10 protein-coding genes are annotated in these 12753 nt (G+C 65.2%); 4 read left to right on the top strand and 6 right to left on the bottom strand.

Annotation, left to right across the window (positions count from 1 at the left end):
* Positions 1-52: 52 nt before the first annotated feature.
* Together ACUDTM_RS13010 and ACUDTM_RS13005 are read right to left on the bottom strand one after the other, a co-directional pair.
* Positions 53-727 carry a hypothetical protein gene (locus ACUDTM_RS13010; protein WP_072167397.1) on the bottom strand — a complete coding sequence of 225 codons (675 nt, stop codon included), beginning with the start codon at positions 725-727 and terminating at the stop codon, positions 53-55.
* A gap of 40 nt (positions 728-767) precedes the next feature.
* Positions 768-1286: a hypothetical protein gene (locus tag ACUDTM_RS13005; protein ID WP_061479909.1), complete on the bottom strand. Its 519-nt coding sequence runs from the start codon at positions 1284-1286 to the stop codon at positions 768-770.
* Between the two features lie 210 nt (positions 1287-1496).
* Between ACUDTM_RS13005 and ACUDTM_RS13000 the strand changes: the two genes are divergently transcribed.
* The 3 genes from ACUDTM_RS13000 (at position 1497) to ACUDTM_RS12990 (ending at position 5398) form a co-directional block, all read left to right on the top strand.
* Complete coding sequence (locus ACUDTM_RS13000; RefSeq protein ID WP_445391352.1) at positions 1497-3986, top strand: DEAD/DEAH box helicase; 2490 nt, start codon at positions 1497-1499, stop codon at positions 3984-3986.
* Positions 3983-5005 (top strand): ribonuclease H-like domain-containing protein, encoded by a 1023-nt coding sequence (locus tag ACUDTM_RS12995; RefSeq protein ID WP_072167400.1) that lies wholly within the window; start codon positions 3983-3985, stop codon positions 5003-5005. The genes ACUDTM_RS13000 and ACUDTM_RS12995 overlap by 4 nt, the downstream gene beginning before the upstream one ends.
* Before the next feature lie 78 nt (positions 5006-5083).
* Complete coding sequence (locus ACUDTM_RS12990) at positions 5084-5398, top strand: I78 family peptidase inhibitor (RefSeq protein WP_445391351.1); 315 nt, start codon at positions 5084-5086, stop codon at positions 5396-5398.
* Positions 5399-5465: 67 nt separating this feature from the next.
* On the opposite strand, the gene ACUDTM_RS12985 is transcribed toward ACUDTM_RS12990, so the two are convergent.
* Together ACUDTM_RS12985 and ACUDTM_RS12980 are read right to left on the bottom strand one after the other, a co-directional pair.
* Positions 5466-7457, bottom strand: a complete 1992-nt coding sequence (locus tag ACUDTM_RS12985; RefSeq protein WP_088496779.1) for a M56 family metallopeptidase — start codon at positions 7455-7457, stop codon at positions 5466-5468.
* A 3-nt stretch (positions 7458-7460) separates the two neighbouring features.
* Positions 7461-7847 carry a BlaI/MecI/CopY family transcriptional regulator gene (locus tag ACUDTM_RS12980; RefSeq protein ID WP_252744748.1) on the bottom strand — a complete coding sequence of 129 codons (387 nt, stop codon included), beginning with the start codon at positions 7845-7847 and terminating at the stop codon, positions 7461-7463.
* Positions 7848-8038: 191 nt separating this feature from the next.
* Between ACUDTM_RS12980 and ACUDTM_RS12975 the strand changes: the two genes are divergently transcribed.
* Entirely contained in the window at positions 8039-9139 is a 1101-nt protein-coding gene (locus tag ACUDTM_RS12975; protein ID WP_088496780.1) for a serine hydrolase domain-containing protein, read from the top strand.
* 77 nt (positions 9140-9216) lie between these two features.
* Here the strand turns inward: ACUDTM_RS12975 and ACUDTM_RS12970 are convergent, their stop codons facing one another.
* Positions 9217-10461 carry an HlyD family secretion protein gene (locus ACUDTM_RS12970; protein WP_088496781.1) on the bottom strand — a complete coding sequence of 415 codons (1245 nt, stop codon included), beginning with the start codon at positions 10459-10461 and terminating at the stop codon, positions 9217-9219.
* On the bottom strand, positions 10458-12578 hold the full coding sequence (locus ACUDTM_RS12965; RefSeq protein ID WP_088496782.1) for a peptidase domain-containing ABC transporter: 2121 nt from the start codon (positions 12576-12578) through the stop codon (positions 10458-10460). The genes ACUDTM_RS12970 and ACUDTM_RS12965 overlap by 4 nt, the downstream gene beginning before the upstream one ends.
* Between the last annotated feature and the right edge of the window lie 175 nt (positions 12579-12753).

The raw sequence follows: 12753 nt of genomic DNA, 5'->3' as shown, positions 1-12753 counted from the left end.
CTGGCCGGTTGCCCTGGTGGACGCCAACCTTGGCTGGCGTCTTTCGGCGGGGTCAACGCGTTCCCGCGCGCCGGTACACGCCATTGAAGCGCACGTTCATGCCACCGCATTCGCTGTTGTCGGCCACGATCAGCACCTCACCCAGCGAGTGCACACGCACCCGGCACGTATCCTCGGCGAACTCGACATCGGCACCCTGCGGTGTGGCACGCGCTTCCACCTGGCCCAGGTTCGGCCCATACGGGCGCTGTTCCGGCGTGGGGTTGGCGGAGGGCCAGTAGGCGTCGCCATCCACATGCAGCTGTCCACCCTGCACCGTGATGCGCAGGCCGTTGTCGCCATCTTTCCAGTGGCCCGTCCAGTCCTGCAGCGTGGGCACGGCCACCGGCAACGGCTGCAGCTTGCTGCGGTCGACCCAGCCGGCGCTGCCGCCCACCTTGTTGGGGAAGAACGCGCAGCGGTAACGGCCCAGGTCGCGACCGGTCACCACCGTATCGCCGTTGACCACATAGCTGCGCTGGCGGCAGGCCGGTTCGCCCTTGGCGGGGCAGCCCTCCATGTCGCCGAGCAGGTACAGGCGCGGTGCATCAACCACCCGCGCCAGCGCGAACCGGCTCTGTTGGGAGGGGAACGCGCCATTGCGGCAGGCGCCGCCATCGGCGATACCGGACGCGAAGGCGGAGGCCGGCAGCAACGCGGCCAGCAGGCAGAATGAACGCAGGGACATGACAGCATTACTGGTGGGGGAGCCCGCAGGATATACCGGCCTACTTCACTGGCGCTGTGTCGCCGGCATCCTGCTCCTGTGAGAACCGCAGCGCGCGCTGCTGCTGTTCGGCACTGAGCTCTGGGGGTGGCCGCGCCACGGCCGCCTGGATCTGGTCGGGACCGCCGGTGAGTTTGTTGATGCCTTTGGCTGCCGCCAGCACACCCTTGACCACGCCCATCATGATGTAGCCACCGCCCATGCTGACCTGCTCCGGCGATGGCGGTTCGCTCCAGTCGCGGCTGAAGCGGTTATCGCCGAACTTCACCGGGTTCTTGAAGCGGTACAGGTCCAGCGGCTCGTCATCGGGCTTGAGCGCACGCACTTCGCCGAGGGTGGTGACGTTGTCCTGCGGCAAGGTGGTGGAGATCGGTGCGGTGGGGGCAGGCGGCGCATCTTCAGGGGGAACGGGTGCAGGATCGGGCACCGCCACCGGCGCAGCCTGTTGCGCCTGTACGATGCCGGTCAGCAGCATGCCGGCCAGGAGTGCTCCCTGCGTTCCACGTCGTGCCACAGCCATCCACCCTTTGGTTGCGTCCAGCGCCCAAGCATACGGATGCCGGCTTCAGATTTCGTTGCTGCACTGGCCGCTGTTCAGCCAAGGGAGATGCGGCCACACCACGGGACGCGAGCACTGAACGGTTCACGTCTCCGTGTGTGGTGTCTCACATCCTGAGACATGGATGTGGTGCCATGTGACCCCTCGCAATCCGTCCCCGCTTCCTCTTCCATGGCCTACGAACTCGCCAAGCGCACCGCCGATGCCGAGCAGAAGCTCGCCACCCGCGATGGCCTGCCCGCCCGCGACGGCGCTCTGCTCAGCGCGCGCCTGCAGCGCCGCTACCAGGACCGCATCACCGGCAGCTTCGCCATTCCCGGCCGTGAAGGCCGCTACGCGCCCATTCCCGACTCGGTACCACCGGCGCTGGCCGCTGCACTGAAGGCACGTGGCATCGAGCAGCTCTACAGCCACCAGGCCGAAGCCTGGGAGGCCAGCCAGCGCGGCGAGCACGTAGCCATCGTCACCCCCACCGCCAGCGGCAAGTCGCTGTGCTACACCCTGCCGGTGGTCAGCGCGGCCATGCAGGACAAGGCCAAGGCGCTGTACCTGTTCCCGACCAAAGCACTGGCCCAGGACCAGGTGGCCGAGCTGCTGGAACTCAATCGTGCCGGCGATCTCGGCGTCAAGGCCTTCACCTTCGACGGCGACACCCCCGGCGATGCGCGCCAGGCGATCCGCCTGCATGGCGACATCGTGGTGTCCAACCCGGACATGCTGCACCAGGCCATCCTGCCGCATCACACCAAGTGGGCACAGTTCTTCGAGAACCTGCGCTACATCGTCATCGACGAGGTGCACACCTATCGCGGCGTGTTCGGCAGCCACGTCACCAACGTGCTGCGCCGGCTCAAGCGCATCTGCGCGTTCTATGGCGTGCAACCGCAGTTCATCCTGTGCTCGGCCACCATCGGCAACCCGCAGGCACATGCCGAGGCGTTGATCGAGGCACCGGTCACCGCCGTCACCGAATCCGGCGCGCCCACCGGGCCGAAGCAGGTGCTGCTGTGGAACCCGCCGGTGATCAACCCCGACCTGGGCCTGCGTGCCTCGGCGCGCTCGCAGAGCAACCGCATCGCGCGCATCGCGATCAAGTCCGGGCTGAAGACCCTGGTGTTCGCGCAGACCCGGTTGATGGTCGAGGTGCTGACCAAGTACCTGAAGGACATCTTCGACCACGACCCGCGCAAGCCGCCCCGCATCCGCGCCTACCGCGGCGGTTATCTGCCCACCGAACGCCGCGAGACCGAGCGTGCGATGCGTGCCGGCAACATCGACGGCATCGTCAGCACCTCGGCGCTGGAACTGGGCGTGGATATCGGCAGCCTGGACGTGGTCATCCTCAATGGCTACCCCGGCAGCGTGGCCGCCACCTGGCAGCGTTTCGGTCGTGCCGGTCGCCGCCAGCAACCCGCACTCGGCGTGATGGTGGCCAGTTCGCAGCCGCTGGACCAGTACGTGGTGCGGCACCCGGACTTCTTCGCCGAAGCCTCGCCCGAACATGCGCGCATTGCGCCAGACCAGCCGCTGATCCTGTTCGACCATATCCGCTGCGCGGCCTTTGAACTGCCGTTCCGGGTCGGCGATGGCTTCGGCCCGATCGATCCGGAGGTATTCCTGGAAGCGCTGGCCGAAACCGAAGTCATCCACCGCGAAGGCGAGCGCTGGGAATGGATCGCCGACAGCTATCCGGCCAACGCGGTCAGCCTGCGTGCGGTGGCCGACGGCAACTTCGTGGTGGTCGACCGCAGCGATGGCCGCCAGCAGATCATCGCCGAGGTCGATTACTCCGCCGCCGCGCTCACCCTGTACGAGGGCGCCATCCACATGGTGCAGTCCACGCCGTACCAGGTGGAGACGCTGGACTGGGAGGGGCGCAAGGCCTACGTCACCCGCACCCACGTGGACTACTACACCGACAGCATCGACTTCACCAAGCTCAAGGTGCTTGACCGTTTCGATGGCGGCGTGGCCGGCCGGGGCGATTCGCACCATGGCGAAGTGCACGTGGTGCGGCGCGTGGCCGGCTACAAGAAGATCCGCTACTACACCCACGAGAACATCGGCTACGGCCCGGTGAACCTGCCCGACCAGGAACTGCACACCACCGCAGTGTGGTGGCAGCTGCCGCAGGCACTGCTGCTGCGCGCGTTCGCCAGCAAGCAGGATGCGCTGGATGGCTTTCTCGGTGCGGCGTATGCGCTGCACATCGTCGCCACCGTGGCGGTGATGGCCGATGCGCGCGACCTGCAGAAGTCGGTGGGCAACGGCGATGGTTCCTGGTTCGCGATCGCCGACCAGAGCGGCCGCGGCCAGCTGCGCGGCAGCGAGGGCGATCCCGGTGGGGTGGAGCTGCTGCAGGAGTTCGTGCCCACCGTGTACCTGTACGACAACTTCCCCGGTGGCGTCGGCCTCAGCGAGCCGTTGTGGCAGCGTCAGGCCGAACTGGTGCAGCGCGCGCGTGAACTGGTGCAACGCTGCGACTGCAAGGCCGGCTGCCCGGCCTGTGTCGGCCCGGTGCTGGCCGCGCAGGAAGAGGATGAAACCTCGCCACGTGCGCTGGCATTGCGCGTGCTCGACCTGTTCGATGCCGATGCCTGCCAGCATGTGCCCGACGTGGTGGTGACCACGCGCGATCCGATGGAGCTGCTGGCACCGTGAGCCTGAGCCTGGACAAGCTGCGCCTGCTGCGCAGGCAGGCCGGCGACCCGAAGGCGAGCACACCGGCCGTGCCGGACGTGCCCCCTGCGCCACCGGCACCCATGGCCGCCAACGATGCGCGGCAACCACCGGCCGAGCGTTCGGTGTTCGCCTGGGTCGAGCAGGAGATCCGCCACAAGCCGACCGGCGCTGCGGCATCTGCCACGGCGCCGCCCGCACTGCGTCGGCCCGAAGTGGGCAGCCTGCATCGCCTGCTCGGCCTGCGCACGCGCGGCGGCGCCGCTCCTGCTCGCGCCAGCGCACAGGACCGTCAGTTGCCAGGTGAGGAGATCGCACCGGGCCTGTTCCTGATCGAATCGCTGCAGCCGCAGGCGATCCCGGCACAACCGCTGTCGCTTGATTTCGCCCGTCGCGACGGCGAGCACGTGGCTGCGCGTGACCTGCTGTTCTTCGATACCGAAACCACCGGCCTGGCCGGCGGCACCGGCACCCGCGCCTTCATGATCGGCGCTGCGGACTGGCATGTGTGCCCGCGGCGTGGCGAAGGCCTGCGCATCCGCCAGCTGCTGATGGCCACCATGGCCGCCGAGGACGCGATGCTGGCCACCTTCGCCGGCTGGCTGCAACCGTCCACCGTGTTCTGCAGCTACAACGGCCGCAGCTATGACGCACCGCTGCTGAAAGCGCGTTACCGGCTTGCCCGGCAACGCGACCCGATCAGCGCGCTGGACCATGTCGACCTGCTCTACCCCACCCGCCGCCGCTATCGCGGCACGTGGGAGAACTGCAAGCTGTCCACCATCGAACGCCAGCTGCTGCGCGTGGTGCGCGAGGATGATCTGCCGGGCTCGGAGGCACCCGGTGCGTGGTTGCGCTTCCTGCGAGGCGGCGACGCGGTGAACCTGCGCCGGGTGGCCGACCACAATCACCAGGACGTGGTGACCCTGGCCCTGCTGCTGCAGCGGCTGGTGCGCGAGGAACAGCGCGAGCGCGAGACACTGGCGCTGGTCGGGCAGTAATGACACGGGGCCGCGTTGACATGCCCTGACGGTGGCAGCGGTGACACTGCCACCACCATCCACGCCTGGAGCCCGACGATGCGTCCCAGTCCCCTTGTCCTGCTCGCCATCCTGCCCTTGGCCGCCTGCAGTCACGCCGGCGGCAGCACCGCCCACGATCCCACGCCGGCGCCCCTGGCCGACGCCGCGCACGAATGCAAGCCGGAGGCGCTCGAGGCCTTCACCGGCAAGACGGCTGACGAAGCCACCATCAAGAAGCTGGTGGCCGCCAGCGGCGCGCGCGGTGCACGGGTGGTCAAGCCGGGCATGGCGGTGACCATGGACTTCCGCCAGGACCGCGTGACGGTGCAGGTGGATGCGCAGAACCGGATCGAGCGCGCCAGCTGCGGTTGATCGCCCCAGGGCAGTGCCGGCCGCTGGCCGGCACCCCACATTGCCGGCCAGCGGCCGGCACTACCGATCAGAGTCGCTCGGCCTTGCCGCTGGCCAAGGCGCGCGCGATCACCTGCTGCGCCTGCTGCGACGCTTGGGCATGCACGCGTGCCTGGCGCTCGCCCAAGGCGGCCTGCTGGCTGCCCAGCGCTGCCTGGCGGCTGGCCAGTTCAGACTGCTGGCTGGCCAGGCGCTGCATGTCACGAGTGCGGCCGGACTGCCCGGCCTCGCTGCGGGCTTCCTGCATCGCACGGCGTGCCTCGGCGGCGGCCTCGCGTGCAGCCTCACGCGCAACGGCCACGTCGCTGGTTGCACCGCGCGCTGCCTTTGCCGCTTCCGCCGCCGCCTCGCGGTTGATGTCATGCGCGGCCATCGCACTGCGCGCGGCCTCGGCGGCGATCAGTGCGATGCGGCGCGATTCCTCGCCCTGCAGGCGGCCCATTTCACCCATCTGCCTGCCGAGTTCGCCCTGCCGGCGACCCAACAGGCTTTGCTGGCGGCCCAGTTCGCTCTGCTGGCGGCCCAGCTCTACGGCACCGCTGTAGGCACGCTGCAGCGTCTGGATCAGCATCGGGTCACGCACCACGTAGCGCTTGTCACCCTGGCGGAACCACAACGCCGGGCCCTTGCCGAGCTGCCTGCGGGCCACCGTCACGTCGTCCATGCCGCCGTTGGCGAAGGTCGAATCACCATCAACCAGAACGAAGGCCTCCCGGGGCGACCTGCCCAGGTCGAGGCGACCGTAGGTGGTGATGGAGGTGGCGGCCGACGTCGCGCCTTCATCGTCTTCGGCCATGCCCGTGGCATCGTCGACATCGGCCACATCGGCATCGTCGGGCCCGGTCGCGTCAGCGGGTTCGGCCGGCGCGGCCGGTGCTGCAGGCGCGGCCGGGGCCGCCGGCACGCCCGCGGCGGATGGCGGTGCGGCCGGAGCCTTGGGAGCCTTCGGCGGTGCTGGCGCCACGACCTTGGGTGCCGCCGGTGGCGCGGGCGGTGCCGGCGGCACCGGCGCTGCGACCAGTCGCATCGGCGCCACGCCCACCACCACCACCACAGCAGTCAGCGCCATCGCCAGGATGCGCGGGCAGGCCCGGCGCGGCTGCAGCGAGAGCAGGCGACGCTTGAGGCTGGTGGCATCCGGTGCGGCACTGGCCACGCCCAGGTGCGGCTGCGGTGCCACCCCCAGCTGCAGCAGCAGACGGCCATAGGCCTGGCGGCTGGCAGCGTGCTGGCCCACCACCGCTGCGTCCACCGCTTCTTCGCGCGCTTGTGCATATTCACGCACCGACAGGCGCAGCAGCGGATGGAAGAAGAACAGGTGCTGGGCCAGCGCAGGCAGCAGGCCCCACTGCAGGTCCCGCCGCTGCAGGTGCTGCAGTTCGTGGGTCAGGGCCAGGTCCAGCGCGTCGCCCTGCAGGGCATTGTCGCCAGCCGGCAACAGCAGCACCGGGCGGAACGGGCCGACCAGCTGCGGTGCGTCCACCTGCGTGCTCATCCACAACCGCGGCGCAGGCCGCACGCCATGTGCATCGGAAGCCAGCTGCAGGGCCTGCACCAACGCCTGGTCCTCGCAGGGATAGGCCGCTGCCAGCAGCGCGCGGCAGCGACGCCACTCACCGAAGGTACGCAGCGCCATCAGCAGCACGCCGGATGCCCACAGCGCGGCCAGTGCGACGGCCCACCACGCCACGGCCGGCGCGTCCGCTGCAGGCATCGGCATCGCGGCCAGCAACTGTGCCGAGGCCTCCGGGGCCAGCGGGTAGACGATGTCAGCGGCCACGTCGGTCGCGGTCATCGCCACCGCCTGCGGGGCAGGCAGCCAGGCCAACTGCAACGGCTGGCTCCAGAACAGGCCGAGCACGGCCTGCAGCGAGACCAGCCACCACAGGCGGCAGCGGGTCGCCGCCGACAGCGACGGCAGCGCGCGGCACAGGCCGTACACCAGCGCCACCAGCAGCACGGTCTGCAGGCTGGTCCAGCCCAGGCGTTCCAGAATCGGGATCAGCATCGTGGTGTCCATGGCTCAGCCCTCGTGGCGACGCGATTGGAGTTGGGCGACCAGCGCTTCCAGCTCGGCCAGCTCGTTGTCGCTGACCTTCTGCCGCTGCGACAGATAGGCCACGAACGGCGACACCGAGCCCTTCAGGGTGTTGTCGACGAACTGCGCCACCGCGCCCTGCAGCACGCTCTGCGGGCCACGGGTGGCCTGGTAGCGGTAGACGCCGTCCTGCTGCCGACGCTGAAGATACCCCTTCGCCCGCAGGCGCTCCATCATCGTCAGCACAGTGGAACGAGCCAGCCCACGGGCCTCGCCGTAGCCACTGGCGACCTCACCGACACTGGCCGGCGCATGTTCATCGATGTACTGCAGCAGGGCCAGTTCCTGGTCCCCGATGGTCTTGCCGCGCATGACACCACTCCCTTGACTACACGTGTCGTCACTGTCAGCTTGACGACATCTGTAGTCAACCCCCCGGAGGTCATGGGCCGACGAACGGTAGGCACCACCGAGCGCTTAAACCTTTGACCCGCCCGCCGCATCCGATCCGCAACGCCCCGCTGGAATTCCGCATGTCCCGCCCAATGCTCCGAGTCCTGCTCATGCTCATCAGTGCCCTGCCCTTCGCCGCCGTCTCTGCCAGCCAGGACCAGGCCAACGACCAGACCCGCCGCCTGATCCGCCAGATCATGCTGGAGCAGCGCATCCCGGGATTGCAGATCGCGGTGGTCAAGGATGGGCAGATCGTGCTCTCCGAAGCCTACGGGCTGGCCAACGTGGAGAACGGTGTGCTTGCCTCGCGCGACACCCGCTTCCCGCTCAATTCGGCCACCAAGGCGTTCACCGGCGTGGCTGCCGCGCAGCTGGCCCAGCAGGGGCAGCTGGATCTGGACGCGCCGGCCTCGCGATATCTGGGTGATCTTCCGCCAGCGTGGAGAGACGTACGCGTACACCAGCTGCTGGCGCATACCTCCGGCCTTCCGGACATCCTTGATGCGAACGGGCTGCTGGGCGGAGGTTCCGAAGCACAGGCATGGGCGGCGGTGACAGCTCGACCGCTGGAAGCGGCGCCTGGGCAGCGCTTCGCCTACAACCAGACCAACTACGTATTGCTGGCACGGATCATCGCGCAGCAATCCGGCATGCCCTACGAACGTTTCCTCGCCACCGGCCAGTTCAGCAGCGCGCGCATGGCCCGCACCACCTTCGGCGACAGCTACGACCTGATTCCGGATGCGGCGACGATGTACAGCCTGGCCCCGCGTGCCACCGACGATGTAGATGCGCCGTCCCGCCTGTCGCATTGGTTCTACGACATACCGCCTTCGCTGTGGGCGGGTGGCGGCATCCTCACCACCGCCGACGACACCGCGCGCTGGCTGGTCGCGCTGACCGAAGGCCGCCTGTTGCCGGAGACGGCCCTGCGACGGATGTGGAGCGCAGAGCGCCTGGCGGATGGCCGTGCCGGCCCGTGGGCGGGTGGCTGGGCGGTACTGCGCGCGTCGCCCGACCTTCAGGTGGCCGGTATCGGCGGTGCGCGCTCGGCCTTCGTGGTCTATCCCGAGCGCGGCGTGGCGGTAGTGGTGCTGACCAATCTTGTCGGTGCCAATCCGCAGCAGTTCATTCCGCGCATTGCCGACTTCTATGCGACTGCTGAAACAGCGCTCAGACGCGGCAGGCAGCGGCAACACTGCGAGGGGTAGCGCATGCCGCTCCTGGAGTATCTCCATCCATGTTGGCGGCAATGAGCGCACCGTGTCCGCGATGTGCGCATCATCAACTATCTCGTAAATTTTCCCGTGACAGAGTAGAGCGGCTCGAGTAACCACTCATAGAGCTTTCGGCGCTCTCCCATAATATCTGCTTCAAGCTGCATACCTGGACGCAGTGGCTCGCGGTTCCCATATGCCAGAACATCCTGGTGGTCCAGCGAAACGAAGACACGATACAGGGACTGATTTGGATCGTTGCTCTCCTTACTTTTCATCATTGCGCTTCTGGAGATGCGAATTACGGTGCCCTCATGAGTACCGAACTTTTGGTAGGGACATGCTTGGTACCTCAGCAAAACTCGATCACCCACTTTCACGAAGCCTATCGCGGAACTCGGGACAAGCAACTGCGCTCTTAGCTCGGACCCTTCGGGTAGCAAGCTAAGAATCGCCTGACCTGGCTGTACGGCCTGTCCGGCCTCGACCAACCGGTTCGCGACAAGTCCGGCTACGGGAGCCCGAAGAAGGAGTTCGCCATCGGCCTCCATCCGAATAGTTTCCTGGCTCAGTGCCGCCAAGTCCCGCTCAGACGCGGCCTTAGTCGACAGCCTCTGCTGAGGAATCTCCGCAAGGCGCTGCTCCAGTTCAGCCAGACTCCTACGAATTGACGTCGCTTGGCGTTGGAGCGCCTGCTGTGCGTTCACCATCTCAAGTGTCGATTGCTCTTGCTGGTTGATCTGAACGAGACTCACATAACGCTGACCCTCCACGCTTCTATAGCGAGCTACGGTTTCGCGCCCGATCCTTACCTGCTCGCCGCGTGTCTGGATCTCAGACTCAATCTGGGCTAGCTCTTGCAACATCGCGCTGCGCTGCGCTTTGGCGCCGTCCTGCTGGGCTGCAAACTGTCTGTCCTGAAACTCGCTGATCGCGCTTACGCTTGCAATTCGGCTCCTCTGGGCATCGAGCAAGGTAGACACAGAATCGCGACCGGAGGACGTGACTCTTGGAACATTCACTGTCAGCAGTCCATCTTGAACACGAACATGGTCGCCCTCTTCCACATTCAACCTTGACACGACACCTGCAGAGGGAGCGACGACTGTGGACAGCCCGAGATCTGGCACAAGTTCACCCAGTACCCGCGATCTGCGCGAGTACTCGCCCAGGTACAGGAAGCTGACAATTGTCGAGGCAGCTATCGCTGCGAAGAGCCCCAGAATCCAGAATCGAACAGGTTGCGCGAGAGATATCGCCCCGAGCCAGCTGCGCCGCTGTGCGTCCACTGCCTCCTTTCGGAACAAATCGCTCATGAAACAGTGACCTTTTCACGCTGTTCTCCGTTCGCCAAAGGACCCGAAGGGCTTCGCTTCAGTTCCGGAGCAATCGTCCCCGCATGCATAACGAGGACTCGGTCGGCACTTGCGATCGTCTCGGGACGATGAGCAATGATCACTCGGGTGAGGTCAAGCTTCCGCACCGCGTTGCTGACAAGCCTCTCTCGATCCACGTCCAGATGGCTGGTTGCCTCGTCAAGAAGGAGAAAACGAGGTTTCCGATACAAGGCTCTAGCAAGGATTACCCTCTGCCTTTGGCCTCCCGACAAGGAGGTTCCCATGTCTCCGATCAGGCTGTTATACCCCATTGGCATCGCAGAGATATCGTCGTGGACTGCAGCTAGGCGAGCTGCCTCACGCACTCGATCTTCGTCCCAGTCCTGATCCTCGAAGGCAATATTTTCACTCACACTTCCCGCGAAGAGCTGATCATCCTGCATTACAGCTCCGATCACTCGGCGATAGGCATCCATGTCGAGCTTGGAAAGCGGCACGCCCCCGACTCGAACCTCGCCTTCGGAGGGTTGCAGAAGGCCAAGCAGAATCTTCAGTAATGTTGTCTTTCCGCAACCCGAGGGACCGATGATGGCCACCGATTCGCCGGGCTCAATCACCAGGCTGCAGTTCCTGAGTACCCACGGCTCACCAGGAGCATAGCGAAAGCCAAGTCCATCGGCCTCGATACGCAGATCATCAGGGGGCAGACCACCTGACCTTAAAGAAGAGCTCTCCGGCTCCGTGAGAACAATGTCAGAAAGCCGCTCACCATGTAAGCGAAGCATGCGGAGTTCCACCCACTTGTCGATCAAGGCGCCCACGCGCTGTGAGAACTGATCCTTGTAGGCAAGGTAAGCGATCAGCATACCCACTGAGAACACGCTCTCCATTGCGAGAAGCGCTCCAATCCAGATGACCGCGATGCGTTCCAGACCAAACACAAATTGGCTTGCGCCACTGAAACCCAGGCCAAACTTCGAAAGCCAAATGTCTCGGTTGATGGCATCGTTCAAAAGGTTGAAGTAGCCAGCTTGGCGAATCGACTCGCGGCCCGCGACCTTCACTGACTGAACTCCGCGGATTGACTCAAGCAGATGACTCTGCTGTTTTGCCCCCGCGATCAACTGCGCCTCGGTTCCGCGCCGAAGAGGATTAAATGCTAACGCGCGCGCGACGGCATACAGGGCGACGGCGATTAGGGTGACGAGAGCGAGCTTCCAGCTGTACAGCAACATCATGCCAAGCGTCACTGTCATCATGAGACCGTCGATCAGCGCTTCAACAAAACTTGTCGTCAGCGTTCGCTGAATGGCCTGAACACTCCCCATGCGCGAGGTGACGTCACCCAGATGGCGCTTCTCAAAGTAATCCAAGGGCAAGTGCATGAGATGTCGAAAGACGTTGCCGGTCCACTGCAGGCTCAACCGATTCGACAGATAAATCACCGCTCTGCCGCGAATCTGTCCGATGCATACCTGCAGTACAAGTGCCAGACCAAAGCCGAGGCCAAGTACAGTCAGAAGGTCTCTATCGGAAGCGACTAGTGCCTGATCAACTGTCCATTGCATGAAGAATGGCGCTATCAGCACGAATATTTGAAGAGCAACTGACAACATCAGCAGCAAGCCGAGGGATCGCCATAGCCCTTCGATCTTTCCGGTCAATTGCTTCAGCGAGACTGCGGCTGGAGGCGGCGTGACCTGGAACTCTGCGGTTGGATGGAGCTCAAGAGCGATGCCCGTAAAGTGCCGCGAGACCTCTTCGAAGGATAGCTTGCGCTTGCCAAATGCCGGGTCCAGGACAGTGACGCTGCTTCGATGGAGCTTCTCAATCACCACGAAGTGATTAAGGTCCCAATGCGCGATGCAGGGCAGTTGCAGCTGGCTCAGATGCTCCATGTCCAAGCTCAACGGGCGACAACGAAAGCCAAGCTTTGCCCCAACGTCAATGATGTGAGCCAGCGTAGCGCCTTTGAGCGAGAGCGGATACCGGCGACGAAGTTCCCGAAGCCCGGCCTTGTTGCCATGGTGCGCCGCGACCATGGCCAAGCATGCAAGACCACACTCAGCCACCTCAGACTGTATAGGGGCGTCCATGCGTCGATCTCCTAGTCGTGAAAATACTTCATCGATTGCGTTCTCAATTGCGGTGGATCTCCAGACTAAGCGGACGCCCGCTGCAAAATGCTTTCAAAGAACTTTGAGAATAGGATGTAAATTTCGCCACCTTGACTCCAAAGGAACCACAGCAATGCAATCGCACCAAGAACAT

It is taken from the genome of Stenotrophomonas maltophilia group sp. vghtpe118, assembly GCF_052605195.1.
This window is presented reverse-complemented; position numbering and strand designations above follow the sequence as displayed.